19 protein-coding genes and 1 other RNA gene are annotated in these 18165 nt (G+C 41.6%); 2 read left to right on the top strand and 18 right to left on the bottom strand.

Annotated elements, in window-relative coordinates; translation table 11 throughout:
• Positions 1–78 precede the first annotated feature (78 nt).
• The 9 genes from ACYQ35_RS08030 to yedF form a co-directional block, all read right to left on the bottom strand.
• Positions 79–315: a DUF3343 domain-containing protein gene (locus ACYQ35_RS08030; protein ID WP_009461355.1), complete on the bottom strand. Its 237-nt coding sequence runs from the start codon at positions 313–315 to the stop codon at positions 79–81.
• Between the two features lies 1 nt (position 316).
• Positions 317–520: a sulfurtransferase TusA family protein gene (locus ACYQ35_RS08025; RefSeq protein ID WP_009461356.1), complete on the bottom strand. Its 204-nt coding sequence runs from the start codon at positions 518–520 to the stop codon at positions 317–319.
• A gap of 53 nt (positions 521–573) precedes the next feature.
• Positions 574–1671, bottom strand: a complete 1098-nt coding sequence (gene yedE / locus ACYQ35_RS08020; RefSeq protein ID WP_009461357.1) for a YedE family putative selenium transporter — start codon at positions 1669–1671, stop codon at positions 574–576.
• Between the two features lie 15 nt (positions 1672–1686).
• On the bottom strand, positions 1687–2826 hold the full coding sequence (locus tag ACYQ35_RS08015) for an aminotransferase class V-fold PLP-dependent enzyme (RefSeq protein WP_009461358.1): 1140 nt from the start codon (positions 2824–2826) through the stop codon (positions 1687–1689).
• A 134-nt stretch (positions 2827–2960) separates the two neighbouring features.
• A complete protein-coding gene (locus ACYQ35_RS08010; RefSeq protein WP_459832046.1) occupies positions 2961–3860 on the bottom strand; it encodes a selenium metabolism-associated LysR family transcriptional regulator in 900 nt (299 codons plus the stop codon).
• Positions 3860–5773 (bottom strand): selenocysteine-specific translation elongation factor, encoded by a 1914-nt coding sequence (selB, locus tag ACYQ35_RS08005; protein ID WP_009461360.1) that lies wholly within the window; start codon positions 5771–5773, stop codon positions 3860–3862. Before selB ends, ACYQ35_RS08010 begins: the two co-directional genes overlap by 1 nt.
• A 30-nt stretch (positions 5774–5803) precedes the next feature.
• Positions 5804–7216 (bottom strand): L-seryl-tRNA(Sec) selenium transferase, encoded by a 1413-nt coding sequence (selA, locus tag ACYQ35_RS08000; RefSeq protein ID WP_009461361.1) that lies wholly within the window; start codon positions 7214–7216, stop codon positions 5804–5806.
• 12 nt (positions 7217–7228) lie between these two features.
• Positions 7229–8269, bottom strand: coding sequence for a selenide, water dikinase SelD (gene selD / locus ACYQ35_RS07995; protein WP_084667658.1), 1041 nt, complete (start codon positions 8267–8269; stop codon positions 7229–7231).
• A 25-nt stretch (positions 8270–8294) separates the two neighbouring features.
• Positions 8295–8897 carry a sulfurtransferase-like selenium metabolism protein YedF gene (yedF, locus tag ACYQ35_RS07990; RefSeq protein ID WP_459832039.1) on the bottom strand — a complete coding sequence of 201 codons (603 nt, stop codon included), beginning with the start codon at positions 8895–8897 and terminating at the stop codon, positions 8295–8297.
• A 177-nt stretch (positions 8898–9074) separates the two neighbouring features.
• Here yedF and ACYQ35_RS07985 point away from each other — a divergent pair, with 177 nt between their 5' ends.
• Positions 9075–9935 carry a class I SAM-dependent methyltransferase gene (locus ACYQ35_RS07985; protein ID WP_459832036.1) on the top strand — a complete coding sequence of 287 codons (861 nt, stop codon included), beginning with the start codon at positions 9075–9077 and terminating at the stop codon, positions 9933–9935.
• Between the two features lie 43 nt (positions 9936–9978).
• On the opposite strand, the gene ACYQ35_RS07980 is transcribed toward ACYQ35_RS07985, so the two are convergent.
• The 9 genes from ACYQ35_RS07980 to eno all read right to left on the bottom strand — a co-directional run bounded on the left by ACYQ35_RS07980 (position 9979) and on the right by eno (position 17107).
• A complete protein-coding gene (locus ACYQ35_RS07980) occupies positions 9979–10641 on the bottom strand; it encodes an HAD family hydrolase (RefSeq protein ID WP_459832033.1) in 663 nt (220 codons plus the stop codon).
• A gap of 17 nt (positions 10642–10658) precedes the next feature.
• A complete protein-coding gene (locus ACYQ35_RS07975) occupies positions 10659–11228 on the bottom strand; it encodes a Maf family protein (RefSeq protein WP_009461366.1) in 570 nt (189 codons plus the stop codon).
• 52 nt (positions 11229–11280) lie between these two features.
• Positions 11281–12057 carry a shikimate kinase gene (locus tag ACYQ35_RS07970; protein ID WP_009461367.1) on the bottom strand — a complete coding sequence of 259 codons (777 nt, stop codon included), beginning with the start codon at positions 12055–12057 and terminating at the stop codon, positions 11281–11283.
• 132 nt (positions 12058–12189) lie between these two features.
• Positions 12190–12536, bottom strand: a transfer-messenger RNA (tmRNA) gene (gene ssrA / locus ACYQ35_RS07965).
• Between the two features lie 55 nt (positions 12537–12591).
• Positions 12592–12825, bottom strand: coding sequence for a hypothetical protein (locus ACYQ35_RS07960; RefSeq protein ID WP_459832028.1), 234 nt, complete (start codon positions 12823–12825; stop codon positions 12592–12594).
• Positions 12826–12833: 8 nt separating this feature from the next.
• Complete coding sequence (gene smpB / locus ACYQ35_RS07955; protein ID WP_459832025.1) at positions 12834–13301, bottom strand: SsrA-binding protein SmpB; 468 nt, start codon at positions 13299–13301, stop codon at positions 12834–12836.
• A 4-nt stretch (positions 13302–13305) separates the two neighbouring features.
• The gene (gene rnr / locus ACYQ35_RS07950; protein WP_459832022.1) at positions 13306–15432 is read right to left on the bottom strand and encodes a ribonuclease R; all 2127 of its coding nucleotides are present in this window, start codon (positions 15430–15432) and stop codon (positions 13306–13308) included.
• A gap of 85 nt (positions 15433–15517) precedes the next feature.
• Positions 15518–15760 (bottom strand): preprotein translocase subunit SecG, encoded by a 243-nt coding sequence (gene secG / locus ACYQ35_RS07945; RefSeq protein ID WP_009461371.1) that lies wholly within the window; start codon positions 15758–15760, stop codon positions 15518–15520.
• 51 nt (positions 15761–15811) lie between these two features.
• Entirely contained in the window at positions 15812–17107 is a 1296-nt protein-coding gene (eno, locus tag ACYQ35_RS07940) for a phosphopyruvate hydratase (protein ID WP_459832178.1), read from the bottom strand.
• Positions 17108–17230: 123 nt separating this feature from the next.
• Between eno and ACYQ35_RS07935 the strand changes: the two genes are divergently transcribed.
• Complete coding sequence (locus tag ACYQ35_RS07935; protein ID WP_459832017.1) at positions 17231–18073, top strand: YitT family protein; 843 nt, start codon at positions 17231–17233, stop codon at positions 18071–18073.
• The last annotated feature ends 92 nt before the right edge of the window (positions 18074–18165 follow it).

Here is an 18165-nt window from a genome sequence, read left to right as displayed (position 1 = left end):
TTATAGATTTTTTCTATATTTATGCACTTTGCACATAGTCAAAAAAGGAGGTGTGCACACCTCCTTCTTCTGCAAAACTTATACCATGCATTCATGGATTTCTTCTTCTTCAATCCCTGCTTCCTGCATCATGTTTTTGATTTTTTCCAATTCACTCAACTCTGCGCACCACGACAGTCCGCACCCTGCTGAAATCGTTCTCGGTACAGGAATTAATCTTCCTGAAACCTGATGTTCTTTGCATGCCTTTTCCATAGCCATCGCATCTGCCGTTGTGTGAAATGTTACAACTAATTTTAATTCTTTCTTTCTCATTTTACTCAATTACGATTTCGAATTCTGAGCCTTTCTGTGTGGAAATTGCTTTTTTCCCATGGTCTTTTGCATATTTTTCCACATTTGTCTTCTGATGTGGTTCACTTACCAACACTTTGATTGGTCCTTTCGCTGTTTTTAACGCTTCTGCTGTCAGCATCAACGGCTCAGGACAAGAAAGTCCTCTTGCATCTACTTCTTTCATATTTTTTTCCTTCTTTCCTAGAGTAACATATTTCTCTTTTTATTTCTACCATTCTACTGTGTTTTTCTCTTGTTTCCTACAAATGCAATAGCAAATAATAAGATAATACAAATGACTGCTGCGATTTTTCCTTCCGCAGACGGTCCACCGATAACTGCTGCCGCTTCTTTTGTTGCAGGCGCTGCCGCTGCCGATGCCAGTTTTAAATTATGGCAGAGCGCTGCTCCTACAAAAAGTCCCGCTACCGTAACTGCCGCATCTGAAGAACCCTGTCCTGCCAAAACAAGTTGACGGAGAGGACAGCCTCCTGCAAGCGTTGCCGCAAATCCTACAATATACATTCCGAGAATATTCCATAAATGCTGTGAATGTGCCACCGGTTTTCCCGTAAAACTAAATGCAAAGTTTCCTGTTGCCACATTATAAACAAGCATAACAACGAACAATCCCGCAATCACTGTAAATAAGTCAAAGTTTTTCATTAAAAAGATGTCACGGATACTTCCGGCAAAACACATTCTTGATTTCTGTGCAAATGCTCCGAATACTAATCCGCCGATTAATGCAATCCAAATTGGTGCGTGCATGCTTCCCGGACCTGTTTTGCTACTGATTAAAAGTGATGAACCTACTAAAATAAGCACTAAAATTCCTACCATAAGCAACGGTAAAACCGCACCGCTTGTCTTATTTGTCTCATGCGCTCTTCCAAGACTGAATCCTTTTTTCAATGCCAAAGAACCCGTTATGATACCTGCAACAAATCCGATCAATGCCACATATGCATTCAAGTCTCCTGATGCCATACGCAGTACCATACGAAGCGGACAGCCTAAGAATAATAAAGATCCAATCATAATCATGATGCCCAATAAAAATCGAATCATTGGTGATGAACCTGCTGTTGAACGGTACTCTTTTGTCACAACCGAAATAATAAACGCTCCTAATACAATACCGATAATTTCCGGTCTCGCATACTGTACCACTGCCGCCTGATGCATGCCCAATGCTCCCGCTGTATCACGGATAAAGCAGGCAATACAAATTGCCATGTTTCCCGGATTACCTGTCATCGCCAATACAACTGCTACGATTCCGCAAACGACACCGGCAATCCCCAATTTCACTTTTGAATCTGATAAATTCATTTTCATTCCTCCTCGCTACTCTTCCTTTGCTAATTCTTCAATTGCTTTGATTGCAACTGTTATTTCTTCTTCCGTGTTATAGTGAGAAAAACTGAATCTGACAGCCCCCTGTTCCACCGTCCCAAGCGCCCTGTGCATAAGAGGTGCACAGTGTGCTCCCGGCCTTGTGGAAATATTGTATGTCATAAGCAGTTCGTCACTGACTTCAGAAGAATCATAATCTCCAATATTCAGCGTTACTATCGGGCAACGCTTTTCCGTTTCAAAATCCCCATATATTTTCACGTTTGGTATGTCTTTTACCCCATGATAAAACCGCCACATATGTGCAAGTTCTTTTTCCCGAATGGTTTCCATGCCTGTTTTCCGTATATATGATACACCTGCTCCAAGCCCCGCTATGCCGTGACCGTTAAGTGTTCCCGCCTCCAGTGCGGTAGGCATCTCTTTCGGGTGATGCTTATTGTATGTATCCACTCCGCTCCCACCACATTTGAGAGGTTTCAGTTCCAAACCGCTTCTGACATACATTCCTCCTGTCCCCTGCGGTCCTAAAAGCCCTTTATGTCCGGTAAAGCAGAGTATATCTATGTTCATTTCCTGCACATCAATCGGGTAAACTCCCGCAGTCTGAGAAGCATCTACAACAAATCTCAAACCGTGTTCTTTTGCCATTTCCCCAATTCGTTTAATATTCAACATATTGCCCGTCAGATTGGAGCCGTGTGTGCATATAATGGCTTTTGTATTCGGGCGGATTTCCTTTTCAAAATCTTCGCAGGAGACTATGCCTTTCTTGTCCGCCGGAAGAATTGTCAGTTCCACGCCTTTTTCTTCCATCTCATACAGCGGTCTCAGCACCGAATTATGTTCCATCTCCGTTGTGATCACATGGTCCTTCGGCTGTAAAAGCCCTTTGATTGCAATATTTAAACTCTCCGTCGAATTGTTGGTAAACACAATCTGTTTTGGACTTTCCGCTCCAAAAAAATGCGCCAATATGTCTCGCACCCCATAAATTGTTCTCGAAGCATCAAGGGAGGCGCTGTGCGCTCCGCGTCCTGCATTTCCCATGGAATTCATCGCTTCCACAACGGCATCGATAACTTCTCTTGGTTTCTGCATCGTTGTCGCTGCATTATCCATATATATCATGTTTATTTTCCTCTCATCTTCCGTTCTTCTGTCATTATTTTAATTATACTCCTCCTGTATATCCCAGTCTAATTGAAAACCATAATAAAAACGGTATAATTATAGATACTTTCTATGATTACACCGCTTTTAAATTAATAGTGATACATTTCTTTTACCATTTTGATGAATTTTTCCGTTATATGAGATAATCTGATGTCTTTATTATAGATCATATAAATATTTCTGACGCTATCGCCCTCAGTCAGAGGAAAACCTAACAGTTTTCCACTTTCCATTTCACGTTTCGCAGCCAGTTTGGAAATAATGGAAATCCCCATTCCGTTCTCCACAGAACGCTTAATTGTTTCCTGATTTTCTATACTGGCAACAATATTAAGAGATTCCACACTAAGCCCTTTTTTCTTCAACTGCTTTTCTGCCTCTTTTCTCGTTCCCGAGCCCTCTTCTCTCATAATCATCGGTTCTCTTTGAATCCATTCAGCATTTTCATCGTCTTTCTGCAACTTTCTGAATCGCTCCTGATTTGGCGTAATCACAATTAATTCATCTTCATAAAACGGCAGATATACACAGTGCTTTTTATCCAGCATCGTACCCGTAAATCCTATATCGATCATTCGGTTTACTACCTGTTCCACAACCTGCGCGCTGTCTGTTTCCTTTATTTTAAATTGTTCTTCCGGATATTTGTCACTAAATTTTGCCAATATTTTCGGCAGTAAATACTGTGCCGGTATGGTAGATGCGGAGATGGTAATACACGCTTTCTCCCCTTCTTCGCGGAAAAACGTCTCCTCAATCTCCCTTTCCAATTCCACCATCTTTTTCGCACATTTATACAGTTTTTCACCCTCGGCCGAAAGATTCACTTCCTTTGTATTTCTCACAAACAACCGAACGTTCAGTTCTTTTTCCAATGAAGATATGTGGGCACTGATTGTCGGTTGTGTCAAAAACAATTCTCTCGCCGCCTTAGAAAAACTTTTCTTTTCTGCGACATATACAAAAGCCTCTAACTGTTTTAAATTCATTAATATGCTACCCTTTCGCTTTCTGTCCCATTTCTCTTCGTTATTTTAATGCTGTCCATATATTCCACAATCAACTTAGCATTTTTTCTGCTTGTTTCTAAAGCATCTCGAATTTCTGCCATTGTAATTAAATCTTTTTCTTTAAACATGGAACAGATAATTTCTTTTGAATGCTCTATATAGGAAGTCAGCGTGTAGAGTTCTTCTCCTAATTTGACAATCTTTTTCTCTTCCATAAGAAGTAACAGAATATCTTCCACCGTTTCAAACGGCACTGTTCCAAAATCCACCTCCGAAACTTTAGGGAAGTCCAGTCCCGCTTTTTCAAAAGTAGTAAGCAGTTTACTCTCCACTTTCTGATAGACTTCATCTTTCACAATCTCGTGCTGAGGCAGGCTTAGAAATTCATTTCTTCTCTTCATCACGCCCTCCTCCACAAGACTTTCCAGATATAAATCAAACACATTCGGTTTTACTTTTTTTAGAAAAGTCATATGTATTTCTGCCTTCTGCATTCCGTATCGGTACAAATGTTTTCTATGGTATTCCTGAAGTGTCTTTGCCATATCTTCCTGAAGAGCCTTATCGTTTTCTCTATGCCATGTGTAACTGTCTTTTTTCATATGGAATATCTTTATGATACCTCTTTCTTCCAAAGACTCCGCATCTTGCTTCACTTCATCAGAGGATAACGCTGTCATTTTGGCAAGTTCTGCCACTGTCAACATAGTGTCTTTGCTGTTTTTAATGTGCATTTCAATAATATCTTCCGTTGAACCGGATTCTTTTCTCTTTAATTCTTCTATTGTCTCCTCATGAAAACGTTTTTTCTTTGTCGGATTCGGTTCAAGGACAACTCCGCCACCGATTGTTTCCATCGGAGAGTAGAAACGCACAATAAATTTATCGCCTCTTCTGAGCGCAATCTCTTCCTCCAAACGTAATTGCACATATCCGCTTTCTCCCGGACCGATTTCGTCCTTATCGAGCAATACCGCACGGCATAAAATCTCACTTGTACCCGTGAACAAATGAAGTCTTGTATGATTTGTCAAAATACGCATGGAAGACGGAAGAATATTCATCTTCACGTCCAAAAGCATCGTATTTTTCATATTATTCGGAGGTGCGAGGACACAGCCTCTGTGTATCTCACTTTTTTTCAAATTGGAAATGTTGATTGCCACACGCTGTCCCGCATAACATTTTTCTACATTTTCCCCATGTACCTGAATACTTCTTATCTTGCATTCTTTTCCTATCGGATACATCTGCAGAGTATCTTCTTTGCAGATTGTTCCCGCAAGAAGTGTACCCGTGATAATCGTCCCAAATCCTGACAGACTAAACACACGGTCAATCGGAAGGCGCGGGATTGTGTGTATATCTTTCTCCACAACCTCATCTGCCGTCAAACGTTCTATTGTTTCAATCAACTCTGGAATCCCCTGCCCCGTCGCTGCCGAAACTTTCACAACCGGTGCATTTTCAAGAAAAGTTCCTTCCAATTCTTCCTGAATTTCTTCCTCCACCAGTTCAAGCCACTCCTCATCAACCAGGTCGCATTTATTCAATACCAGTATACTTTTCTCGATGCCGAGTTCACCTAAAATATCCATATGCTCTCTTGTCTGCGGCATAATTCCTTCATCTGCCGCCACCACAAGCATAACCAAATCCATTCCGACAACACCAGCCACCATGTTATTGATAAACTTTTCATGTCCCGGAACGTCAATGATTCCAACTCTGTCACCGCTTTTTAAATCAAAATAAGTAAATCCCAAGTCAATGGTGATTCCTCTTCGCTGTTCCTCTTCCCAACGGTCTGTATTTCTCCCTGTGAGAGCCTTTATCAGCGTTGTCTTCCCGTGGTCTATATGACCTGCTGTTCCAATAATGATATTTTTCATATCTGTATAGCCTTTCTTATCGCCTTACCATCAGGCTTTCTCCTCAAAAATATGTGATTCTTTCAATTCCTGCACAATCGTTTTGAAAAAACGCTGCTCAATCGTTCTCACATCTAATATAATTTTGTCGTTCATCGTGCGCGGAATAATCGGAATCGGAAGGTGTCTCATTCTTTCTTCCAGTTCTGCCGTTGTAATGCAGTTCGGTTTAATTGTAACCGCCATACTTTCGATGCGCTCAAGAGGAAGCGAGCCCCCTCCAATCTGCGATTCACATTTTTCCAGTACGATTTCTGCCTTCGGCTTCATCTGCCTCAACATTCTCTGCAATGATTTCGCTCTTTTCGTCACATCTTCCAATGATTCCGTAATCATGTGAAGCGCCGGAATATTTTGAATCGCCCTCTCCTCTGAAAGATATTCGTGCAAAATCACGTCCAAAGTTGCCGCCGTAAATTTATCAATACGAAGCGCTCTTGTCATCTGATTTTTCTTCATCTTGTCGATATACGCTTTCTTTCCGACAATAATTCCCGCCTGCGCCCCACCTAGCAGTTTGTCACCGCTAAAGCAGACAATATCCGCACCGTGACGGATTGAATCCTGCACGGTCGGCTCATATGTCAAACCATATTTACTCAAATCAATAAGCACTCCGCTTCCCAAGTCCTCGATGACCGGAAGATGATATTTTTCTCCGAGCGGAACAAGTTCCTCTATGGAAACCGTATCCGTAAATCCGACAATACGATAGTTACTCGTATGCACTTTCAATAATGCACCTGTTTCCTCTGTAATCGCCTGCTCGTAATCCGCAAAATGGGTTTTGTTTGTCGTACCCACTTCCACAAGGGACGCGCCACTTTGTTCCATCACGTCAGGCACACGGAATTTACCGCCGATTTCCACGAGTTCACCGCGGGATACGATGATTTCTTTCCCTTTTCCCAGTGTATTTAAAATCAGCATAACCGCTGCCGCATTATTGTTTACCGCCATCGCAGCCTCTGCACCGGTAATCTTACACAACAGTTTTTCAAAATGTGAGTAACGTTCTCCACGTTTCCCCTCCTCCAAATTATATTCCAAATTGGAATATCCTGTTGCAATCTCTGCTACATACTGCATATGTTTCGGGCTGATTGGAGCACGCCCCAGATTCGTATGCAAAATTGTTCCCGTACCGTTAATAACGCTTCGTATGTCGGGTGTATTTATACTAATAACCTTTTTCTCTATATCTGATACAAGAGAGTTTATGCGTTCCAAAGCATTTTCTTCCGCGTCGCACTCTTTAATATATGCCCGCAGCGACTCCAATGCTTCCCTTATGGTTTCCACAACCGTCTCTCTCCCATAAGTTTCAATCAATTCCTGTATCTTTATATTTTCTAAAAGAATGTCTACCTTAGGTATATTGCGATATAAAAGATTTTTGTTCATTGTTTTTTCCTGCTAACGAAGACGAATGAGTTTTTCGCCTTTCTCTGTTACCTTTCCTATAATCGATACTTTCGTATCCATTTTCTTTTCTTCAAATTCTTTCATGATACTTTCCACTTCTTCCGGCGGAACACTAATCAGAAGTCCTCCCGATGTCTGTGGATCATATAGTAAATCCACATAATGTTCCTCCACCTGCGACATATCCACCTGTTTTCCTGAATATCCTCTGTTCTTATATGCTCCTGCCGGTACAAGCCCCATTTTCGCATAAGAAATCGCATCTTCAAAATAGGCAATGTCTTTAACGTTAATTTCAAATGTCACATCGCTTGCCACCGCCATCTCAACACAATGTCCCAGAAGTCCGAAACCTGTGATATCGGTACACGCATTGACCTGATGATTTTCCACAACTTCTTTTGCCTTTTTATTTAAAGATGCCATCGCAACCGTAACTTCTTTAACGGCTCTCTCTGATGCCATCTCCGCTTTGATTGCCGTATTGACAATTCCATTTCCAATCTGCTTTGTCAAAATAAGAACATCTCCCGGTTTACAGCCGTAATTTTTGAATATCTTGTCAGGGTGTACAAAACCGGACACACATAAGCCGTATTTCGGCTCATCGTCCTGCACGGAATGTCCGCCAACTAAGACCGCTCCCGCCTCTTTTACCTTGTCGGCACCGCCTGCCAATATCTCTCCCAGCACTGAAGGATCCAGACAATTCGGGAACCCGACAATGTTCAATGCAATCTTTGGTTCTCCTCCCATCGCATACACATCACTCAAAGAATTCGCTGCCGCAATCTGTCCAAACATATAAGGGTCATCTACTATCGGGGTGAAGAAATCGACTGTCTGAATCAGTGCTATATCATCTGTTACTTTGTAGATGGCAGCATCATCGGAGGTTTCAATTCCTACCAATAAATTGTCATCGTGAAACTTAGGTAACTTACCCAAAACTTGAGCAAGGGTCTCCGGACCTATTTTAGCGGCTCACCCTGCTGTCTTCGTCATCTGTGTTAATTTCATGTTTGAATTCATCTGTCTTCTCCTTTCCCCTTTACTATTATGGCTGCACAATTTTTGATGCGCCCGCCATTTTTTCTACGATTGTATACATATTTGTCACGGAGCCGACCGCCAACTTTTCCGTCAGACCATAGTAGTTCAGACATGTTCCGCAAGTCAAAATCTCTACTCCCTGCTCTGCAAGGTGTTTTAAATCTTCAAGACAGTCAGATCCTTCTGCCGTAAGTGTTGCTCCTCCGTTATAGAACAACATTGTCTTTGGAAGAGTATCCAACTGTGTCACCGCAAAAATAAATCCTTTGATAAGCACTTTTCCAAGTTCATCATTTCCGCTTCCCATACGGTCTGAAGAAATTACAACTACCGTATTTTCTTCCGGCTGTGTTGGGCAACATGCTTCTTCCGCATCTTCTTTTATTGCTCCATTCATCTGTATCGTAACTCTGTATTCTTTCTCGGCAATCTTTTCAGAAGTAACTGTTCCACCGGCAGAAGATGCCATTTTTGTCACATTCTGTACGGCGACTTCATTATCAACCGCCACCTCGATCACTTCAGGTCCTGTAACCTCCTGCATCGCTTTCTTTGTTTTAATTACCGGAATCGGGCAGTTATCTCCCATTGCATTAACTTTTATCATTCTTATATCACCTTTCTCGTTTGATAAATTTAAATGTCCCTTACATTTCTTCACCTATAGAAACATTTTATCACTCCCTTTTCAAAAGGTAAACCTAAAAATGTCTATACTTCCTTTTTAATTCTTGGTATAATAACTTTATATGAACTGAAATTGATACGAAAGGATTTTAATATTATGTGGATAGCAGACGGCTGGAAAGATTATGAAGTCATCGACTCCTCAAAGGGAGAAAAATTAGAACGCTGGGGTAATTATACTCTCGTCAGACCTGATCCTCAGGTTATATGGGATACCCCGAAGACGCACAAAAGCTGGAAAAAAATGAACGGGCATTATCACCGCAGCAAAAAAGGCGGCGGAGAGTGGGAATTTTTTGATTTGCCTGAGCAGTGGCAGATTCATTACAAAGACCTTACATTTAATCTGAAACCATTCAGTTTCAAACATACGGGACTTTTCCCTGAACAGGCGACTAACTGGGACTGGTTCTCAGAGAAAATCCGCAATGCCGGACGCCCGATTAAAGTGTTAAATTTATTCGCCTACACAGGCGGCGCTACACTTGCGGCTGCCAGCGCGGGAGCAAGTGTTACCCATGTGGACGCCTCCAAAGGTATGGTTACATGGGCAAAAGAAAACGCAGTTTCCTCAGGACTTAAAGATGCGCCTATCCGCTGGCTTGTGGACGATTGTGTCAAATTTGTAGAAAGAGAGATACGCAGAGGCAACCATTATGACGCCATCATTATGGATCCCCCTTCTTACGGACGGGGACCTAAAGGGGAGATATGGAAAATCGAGGACGCCATTCACCCGCTGATAAAACTCTGCACACAGATTTTATCTGATGATCCTCTGTTTTTCCTTATTAATTCATACACAACAGGTCTTGCGCCTTCCGTCCTCACTTATATGCTTGCGACAGAATTAAAAAAATTCAACGGAGTTGTAGACTCACAGGAAATCGGACTTCCTGTTTCCGGCAACGGACTTGTTCTTCCTTGCGGTGCATCAGGCCGTTGGGAAAGAAAATAAAACATATGCAAAAGAGGAGAAACCCGTCAAGTTTCTCCTCTTTTTATTGTTCTCTCGCTTCTCTTCTCAATATATCAATCGCCTCATCGAGTGTACGGATTACCCTCCACGCCCGACGGCGCGTTTCCATATCCGGCTGTACCAAATCCGGAACCATAATCACATCTACGCCCGCCTTCGTCGCGGATTCCACGCCGGCAGGTGCATCTTCAAAAGCAACACAGTATTCCGGTCTGACTTCCAAAAGTTTGCACGCTTTCTCATAAATCTCCGGAGCAGGCTTCGACTTTGTCACCATATCTCCGCAGACAAACAAATCAAAATATTCATACAGACCTGCTCTTTGAAACATCTCCCTGACATATTCTTTTCTCGATGAAGTAACCACTGCCATGCGATACCCTAACTGTTTTGCATACCGGATCAGTTCTCTTGCTCCCGGTTTCACCGACAGCCCTTCCTTTTCCACAATACCGTAAAAATTCTCTCTCGCCAAATCACGAAATCTGTCATTTGGGAAATCTTCACCGAACACCTTTTGAAAATATTCTCCCCTTCCCTTTGCATTCATTCCAAGCGTGTTATAAATATGCTCCCCAATATTTCCGTATCCGAGAGTATTTCCCGCCATATTCCATGAACGCTGTACAACTTTTTCTGAATCAAAAATCAATCCGTCCATATCAAACAGTAGTGCTTTCAGCATACGCCCACCTCGCTTCTTTATGATTTTATTGCCTGATAAATACGGGAAACCGGCAGACCGACCACATTATAATAATCCCCTTCTATCTTCTCTATAAAAGGAGCAAACAATCCCTGAATTGCATACGCGCCTGCCTTATCCATATATTCGCCTGTATCCAGATAGTTATTTATCTCTTTCTCGCTCATCGGATAAACAAATACTTTTGTTTCCACCGCATCGTTTATCATTTTCTTCTCTCCACTTTCATCATAACACAAAATAGCAATGCCCGTGTAAACTTTATGTACTTTTCCCTGAATGCCCTGAATCATTTGAAAGGCCTCCGCTCTGCTTTTAGGTTTTCCCAACACCTTTCCTTCGTGGGACACAATTGTATCCGCTCCTATAATGATTATATCATTTTTCCCCACCATTTCCGATACATGGTTTGCTTTTAAAAGAGATAATTCTTTTACAATCTCCTCGGGCGCACTGCTCTCATAAATTTCTTCCTTGTCACTGACCAAAATTTCAAACTGCATTCCTATCTGCTCCAAAATCTCTTTCCTTCTCGGAGAAGCCGATGCCAAAATAATCTTTTTCATTTTCTTTCCTCCCTGTTCAAAAAACACCTGCATCGCAGGTGTTTTCAATGTTTTATCTCTCTTCTAATTTTTGAATCATTTCTTCACAAATCTGAAGAACTGTCTTTCCATCTGTATTCACTGTAACATCTGCCACTTCTGCATATTTGTCAGCGCGCTCTTCCATCATTTTACAAATCCATTCTATATTTTTATTGCCTTTCAGTAACGGACGTTCTCCGTTCTCCTTCACTCTTTCTAAAATCACTTCCGCAGATGCGGTCAGAAGAACAACTTTCCCCTGTTTCTTTAGTTTGTCAATGTTTTCCTCCCGAAGTACGATTCCTCCTCCACAGGAAATAACGATATGTTCTCTTGATTGTAATTCTTCCAGCAATTCCGTTTCCAGTTGGCGAAAATGTTCTTCTCCATATTGAGAAAATATTTCTTCCACTGACATACCCGCCCTGTTTTCAATCTCTTTATCCATCTCCACCACGTCCATGGCAAATCTCTCGCCCATATACTCTGCCAGTGTGGTTTTTCCTGTTCCCATAAATCCTGTCAAAACAATATTATGAGGGAAAAGTTTCTTCCCTTGAATACGTTTCCAATTCCATGCAATACATGAAAATACATTCATAATCTCTTCTTTATATGGATTGCCTTTCAACTTTTCTTCCAGTCTTTTTACTCTCTTCTCTCTCTGCATCGGCTGTAAAATCAGCATTCCGTGTTCTTCTTTATATTCCAACATTTTTTCAAAAATGTCACTTCTCTCTGTTAAATCCTCAATCAGCTTTTCGTCACACAAAGCAAGTTGTTCTCTGTAAAGTTCCAAATCATTCATACTTTTCTTTCCTTTCCTCTTTTATGGAAATTGCTACTACTTAATCATATACAGAGTATACAAAACTCTTGCATATTCTGCAACAAAAAAATAGAGAGTATATACTCTCTATCTTTCATCTCTCTGTCTCTTAAATGGACCTGAGGGGAATCGAACCCCTGTCCGAAAGCCCGTCCATTCAGGCATCTCCCATCACAGTCATCATTTTAACATTCCCTCCGCTGACCGTCTGATGACGAACTGTCAGTTTCAGTAGCCTGATGGATTCTTCCATTCCCTCAAGGCATTGGAAATGAAGTGCCTCACCTCGTCGAAGCCGGTTACTTAAGCAGTGAGTGACTCAAGGCCGACTGCTGCCACTAGGCAGCGTACGCTAAATTTTCGTCTGCGTTTAATTTTAATTTGCGGATTGTTATGCGGTCCCGCACCGCAGATGGCTTCCCAAACTTCAGAACCCCCGTCGAAACCAGTACAAGCCCTGGTTTTTATACAGATTCATTATAGTGTAGCGTTTTACACTTGTCAAGGCTCTCCCTAATCTAAACCGAGAATCTCTGCCAACACTTCTATCATAATCTCATTTGTGCATGACTTCACATATCCCATCATATGCAAAGAAATCTCGTCCTGTTTCTGAACCTCCGTTAATTTGTCATTATGTTTTGTCTGGTCAATCAACTGGATTAACTGTGGCGTCAGTTCTTCATAAATTTCCACTGTTGTTTCCGTCACCAATTTACTCAATGCCTCTTTCGTTGTCGGTACCATTTTTCCTCCTATCCCAAATTACGAATTTTAAATTCTCTCTGCGCCTCTCTCTTTTGATCTTTCTTTGCAATATCATCACGTTTATCATATAATTTCTTACCTCTTGCAAGTCCGATTTCTACTTTTACCAAACTGCCTTTAAAATAAACTTTCAAGGGAACGATTGCCATTCCCTTTTCCTTTGTCTTTCCAAGCAATTTGTTAATTTCAGACTTATGCAGAAGAAGTTTCTTCACACGGAGAGGATCTTTATTGAAAATATTTCCTTTTTCATACGGACTAATGTGCATTCCGTAAATAAACATTTCTCCATTTTCAATTCGGATAAATGATTCTTTGATACTGCATTTTCCCATACGGAGCGATTTCACTTCCGTTCCATGAAGGGAAATTCCCGCCTCATAGGTGTCTAAAATAAAATAATCATGATACGCCTTTTTATTATTTGCAATTAATTTTCCCTCTGTCTTTGCCATAGTTCTACTCTCCTTCTGCAAGTTCAAAATCAATTGTTCTCTGTAACTTGTCTACATCCAACACACGAACATTTACAGTCTGTCCAAGTTTATATACTTTATTTGTATGCTCACCCACCATCTCATATCTCTCTTCGTAATAATTATAATGGTCATCACACATATTTGTCACATGAACAAGACCTTCTATCGTGTTGGACAGTTCAACGTACATTCCCCATTTTGTTATACTTGAAATCACACCTTCAAAAGTCTCTCCGATGCGCGATTCCATATATTCCGCCTTCTTCAGTTTTACCGTTTCGCGTTCAGCTTCTTCCGCCCGTCTTTCCATTTCGCTGGAATGTTTCGCCACTTCCGTCAATATTCCTTCATAATGTTCCCTGCGGTTTGCATTCATACGTCCCCGTATATTTTCCTTAATAATGCGGTGAATCTGCAAATCCGGATAACGTCTGATCGGAGAAGTAAAATGACAGTAGTATGGCGCGGCAAGACCAAAATGTCCCGTATTGTCCGGAGTATATTTTGCCTGCTTCATCGAACGAAGCGCCAGTCTGCTAATCAGCATTTCCTCCGGCGTTCCCTCCACTTTCGTCAGAAGTTTCTGCACTTCTTTCGGTCTCACCTCATTGTTCGCAATATGAAGAGAATATCCAAAATTGTTGATGAAAATAGCCAGTTTCTTGATTTTCTCCTCGTCCGGTGTTTCATGGGTACGGTATACAAACGGTATTTCCTGCCAAAAATAATCTTCTGCCACCGTCTCATTTGCAATCAGCATAAAATCTTCAATGATTTTCGTTGCCACATTTCTGTCATACGGTTTTAGTTCCAACGGTTTACCGTTTTCGTCCAGTACCATTTTTGTTTCAGGAAAATCAAAATCAATCGAACCTCGTTTCTTACGTTTCTCCCGCAAAATGCCCGCCAGTTCTTCCATCAGTTTAAACATCGGGCAAAATTCTTTATATTTCTCAATCTCCTGTTCATCATTGTCTTCCAAAATCTTTTTCACGCTCGTATAACTCATTCGTCTGTTGACACAAATAACCGTTTCTGCAATCTTATGATCAATCACTTCCCCTTTTGGAGTAATCGTCATAATACAACTGAGCGCAAGCCTGTCCTCACCTTCATTTAGTGAACAGATTCCGTTTGAAAGAGCGTGTGGCAGCATCGGAATAACCCTGTCCGCCAGATATACACTCGTTCCCCGTTTATACGCTTCTCTGTCCAACGCGCTTTTTTCCTGCACGTAGTTTGCCACATCTGCGATATGCACACCGAGCAAATAGTTATTTCCCTCTCTTCTTATGGAAATGGCATCGTCCAAGTCCTTTGCGTCCTCCCCGTCAATCGTCACCATGTCCCAGTCACGAATATCCATTCTGCCCGCCATATCCGCAGGAATAATCTTATCTCCGACACGCTCGGCCTGATTCATTACCTTTTCCGGAAAATCCACCGGCAAATCAAAGTCTTTCACAATCGACATGATATCCGTTCCCGGCTCATTGATATGCCCGATAATCTCCACCACTTTTCCTTCCGGTTTCTTTCCCGATTTGCCATAAGAAGTCAGTTCCACTACAACTTTATGTCCGGTCACCGCACCTTTAGACCTCTCAAGGGGCACAAACACGTCCTGCAGAAACTTCGCATTGTCCGGTATAACAAATCCGAAATTTTTGTTCCTCTGAAAATATCCGACCAACTGTGTCGTCCCATGGGAGAGAATCTTCGTAATCTTTCCTTCTCTTCGCTTTCCTTCCGGTGTGGCTTTAATAACCACTTCTACGCTATCGCCGTGGAATGCTCCGTTAATATCGTCCTCTGAAATAAAAATATCCTCATCTTCTCCCTCGACTGTGACAAATCCGAATCCGCGCTGATGTGCCTGATACGTTCCGACAAGACTTTTCGCCTCTCCCTTTACATATTTTCCTTTCTTGGAAACTCTGATTTTTCCCTCTGCCTCAAGGGAATCCAAAATCTTCTTCAATTCTCCTCTTTCTTCTTTCGGCACCTGCAAAAGAATGGCAAATTCTTTTATCTTCATCGGCACATAAAATTCATCACAGATAAAATCATATATCATCTTTTTTCTTTTCTCAAAAATCTCATTCATCTTTTCACTTCCTTTCTCCGTATACATGGCAATCAAAAAGGAACACCCTACCTGAATAGAGTGTTCCACTTTCTTCCATCATACATTATGCAAATACTTTTAAGTTCAAAACTGCTGCTAATACAACGAATAAAATTGCTAAGAACTTTGTTGATTTTACTAAAGCACCTTCCATAGAACGTCCTTTATTCTGTCCCCAGTAAGTATCGGCAGCACCACTGATTGTTCCAAGTCCTGCAGATTTACCTTCCTGAAGTAGTACGATTGCTGTCAATGCGATACAGTCTATTGCAAATAAAATTGTAATTACCATCTTTAAAATTTCCATTCAAATACACCTCCTACGGATAACACTAGGATTAGTGTATCACAAACACCGTCAAATGGCAAGATTTTCTTTAAAAAGATTCTTGTATTTTCCCGTTTCTGCAAGTTCTTCTTCTATCCTCAACAGTTGATTATATTTGGCAGTTCTCTCTGACCGGCACGGCGCTCCCGTCTTTATCTGACCGGCATTAAGTCCCACCGCAATATCTGCGATTGTGCTGTCTTCCGTTTCCCCTGAACGGTGGGAAATAATAGCCTTATACCCTGCATTTTTCGCCATTTCCACCGCTTTTACCGCCTCCGTAAGTGTTCCTATCTGATTCACCTTTATTAAAATGGCGTTTGCTATATGCTGCCTGATCCCTCTTTCTAGTTTCTGTGTATTTGTGACAAATAAATCGTCCCCAACGAGTTGAATGTCCTGCCCAAGTCTTGTCGTAAGCAGTTCCCAGCCTTCCCAGTCCCCCTCGTCCAACGGATCCTCTATGGAAACAATCGGAAATTCCGTCAACAGTTCCTCATAATAATCTATCATTTCTTCCGCCGAGTAAACTTTTCCCTCCCCGGCAAATACATATTTATTTAGTTTTTTATCATATAACTCCGATGCCGCCACATCTAACGCGAGGACGACATCTTTTCCCGCTTTATATCCTGCTGTTTCTATCGCTTTTACGATGAAAAACAACGCCTCTTTTGCATCTGAAAGTTCAGGGGCAAATCCTCCCTCGTCTCCAACTGCGGTTGCCTTTTTTTCCTCTTTCAAAATTTGTTTCAAACGATGATAGACTTCCGCACCTATCCGCAATGCTTCTCGGAAACATTTTGCACCCGCAGGCATAATCATAAACTCCTGAATATCAATCAAATTGTCCGCATGGCGTCCTCCATTTAAAATATTCATCATAGGAATCGGCATTGTGTCGGCATTTACCCCGCCCAAATATCTGTAAAGGGGAATATCAAGCGCTTTCGCTGCCGTCTTCGCCACCGAAAGCGAAACGCCCAGCATCGCATTTGCCCCCAGATTCGATTTGTTCTCTGTCCTGTCTATTTTCAACAGGATACCGTCTATTTTTTCCTGCTCAAAAACATTTATCCCGATAATTTCTCTCGCAATCGCATCGTTGACGTGATGAACCGCTCTTGTCACTCCAAGTCCGTTATACCGCTCGTCCCCGTCACGGAGTTCCACTGCCTCATATTTCCCTGTGGAAGCGCCTGAAGGTACGGACGCTCTCCCTACAATATTCTCTCCCACAAGAACTTCCACCTCAATTGTAGGGTTCCCTCTTGAATCTAAAATTTCTCGTGCGTATATATCTTGAATTGGCAAATTTTTATACATCATATTTTTCCTCCTTCTGTATCATATTATTACCAAGATATATGTTCTAATTCGTTGACAATTGATATTCAGAGCGTTACAATTTTATAAGAAAAAGAAACAGAAACATCAAGGGGTATACAAATGAAAACAAAATTAAAATCTTTCTCTTTACTAACCGGAAGTATTCTTTTAATGGCGGTGGGAATTTATTTTTTCAAATTCTCAAACAACTTCACTTTTGGTGGAATTACAGGTCTTGCGGTTCTCGTCGCAAAAACCGGATTTATGTCCGCCGGTGATTTTACCTTCATTATGAATATGGTACTTCTGTTAATCGGTTTTCTTATTTTAGGAAAAGATTTCGGTATTATGACCGCCTACTGCAGTATTCTTCTTTCCGTAGCACTGTCAACACTGGAAAGACTTTTCCCAATGACAAAACCGATGACGGATCAACCGATGTTGGAGTTGATTTTTGCCATCGCACTTCCGGCGATTGCATCAGCAGCACTTTTCAATATGGGGGCGTCCAGCGGTGGAACGGATATTCTTGCCATGATTGTAAAGAAGTATACGAGTTTTAATATCGGAAATGCTCTTCTTCTGAGCGATATCGTGATCACCTTATTAGGTTTCTTTGTTTTCGATATCAAGACCGGTCTTTATTCGGTTCTCGGACTCGCTGTCCGTTCACTGATGATTGACAACGTGATTGAAAGTATGAATTTAAGCAAATATTTCAATGTTGTGTGCAGCGATCCCGAACCGATTTGTGATTTTATCGTTCACGAATTGAACCGAAGTGCGACAACCTGTCTTGCCAAAGGCGCTTTTTCGGGAGATGACCGTTACATCATCTTCACTGCACTGAACAGGTCACAGGCGGTAAAATTAAGAAACTTTATCAAACAGCAGGAACCGGGAGCATTTATTCTGATTTCTAACACAAGTGAGATTATCGGTAAAGGATTTCATTATGTATAAAAATAGAGGAGGCAGTAACCTGTCTCTTAACCACAACTCCGAGCCCACGAGACTAAGGCCAAACACGTATGACGTCTTCTGCTTGAAAAAAA

The sequence above is a fragment of the Faecalimonas hominis genome, from assembly GCF_054660755.1.
This window is presented reverse-complemented; position numbering and strand designations above follow the sequence as displayed.

What these genes read in the sequence shown, in the direction of transcription:
- yedE (WP_009461357.1), bottom strand. Translation starts at nt 1,671, where the DNA reads ATGAATTTATCAGATTCAAAAGTGAAATTGGGGATTGCCGGTGTCGTT.
- ACYQ35_RS07975 (WP_009461366.1), bottom strand. Translation starts at nt 11,228, where the DNA reads ATGAAAAAGATTATTTTGGCATCGGCTTCTCCGAGAAGGAAAGAGATT.
- ACYQ35_RS08025 (WP_009461356.1), bottom strand. Translation starts at nt 520, where the DNA reads ATGAAAGAAGTAGATGCAAGAGGACTTTCTTGTCCTGAGCCGTTGATG.
- ACYQ35_RS08015 (WP_009461358.1), bottom strand. Translation starts at nt 2,826, where the DNA reads ATGATATATATGGATAATGCAGCGACAACGATGCAGAAACCAAGAGAA.
- ACYQ35_RS07970 (WP_009461367.1), bottom strand. Translation starts at nt 12,057, where the DNA reads ATGAATGATTTGGAACTTTACAGAGAACAACTTGCTTTGTGTGACGAA.
- ACYQ35_RS07960 (WP_459832028.1), bottom strand. Translation starts at nt 12,825, where the DNA reads ATGGTACCGACAACGAAAGAGGCATTGAGTAAATTGGTGACGGAAACA.
- selB (WP_009461360.1), bottom strand. Translation starts at nt 5,773, where the DNA reads ATGAAAAATATCATTATTGGAACAGCAGGTCATATAGACCACGGGAAG.
- ACYQ35_RS07980 (WP_459832033.1), bottom strand. Translation starts at nt 10,641, where the DNA reads ATGCTGAAAGCACTACTGTTTGATATGGACGGATTGATTTTTGATTCA.
- eno (WP_459832178.1), bottom strand. Translation starts at nt 17,107, where the DNA reads ATGTATAAAAATTTGCCAATTCAAGATATATACGCACGAGAAATTTTA.
- ACYQ35_RS07935 (WP_459832017.1), top strand. Translation starts at nt 17,231, where the DNA reads ATGAAAACAAAATTAAAATCTTTCTCTTTACTAACCGGAAGTATTCTT.
- selA (WP_009461361.1), bottom strand. Translation starts at nt 7,216, where the DNA reads ATGAACAAAAATCTTTTATATCGCAATATACCTAAGGTAGACATTCTT.
- smpB (WP_459832025.1), bottom strand. Translation starts at nt 13,301, where the DNA reads ATGGCAAAGACAGAGGGAAAATTAATTGCAAATAATAAAAAGGCGTAT.
- ACYQ35_RS08010 (WP_459832046.1), bottom strand. Translation starts at nt 3,860, where the DNA reads ATGAATTTAAAACAGTTAGAGGCTTTTGTATATGTCGCAGAAAAGAAA.
- ACYQ35_RS08030 (WP_009461355.1), bottom strand. Translation starts at nt 315, where the DNA reads ATGAGAAAGAAAGAATTAAAATTAGTTGTAACATTTCACACAACGGCA.
- secG (WP_009461371.1), bottom strand. Translation starts at nt 15,760, where the DNA reads ATGGAAATTTTAAAGATGGTAATTACAATTTTATTTGCAATAGACTGT.
- rnr (WP_459832022.1), bottom strand. Translation starts at nt 15,432, where the DNA reads ATGAATGAGATTTTTGAGAAAAGAAAAAAGATGATATATGATTTTATC.
- yedF (WP_459832039.1), bottom strand. Translation starts at nt 8,897, where the DNA reads ATGATAAAAGTTAATGCAATGGGAGATAACTGCCCGATTCCGGTAATT.
- ACYQ35_RS07985 (WP_459832036.1), top strand. Translation starts at nt 9,075, where the DNA reads ATGTGGATAGCAGACGGCTGGAAAGATTATGAAGTCATCGACTCCTCA.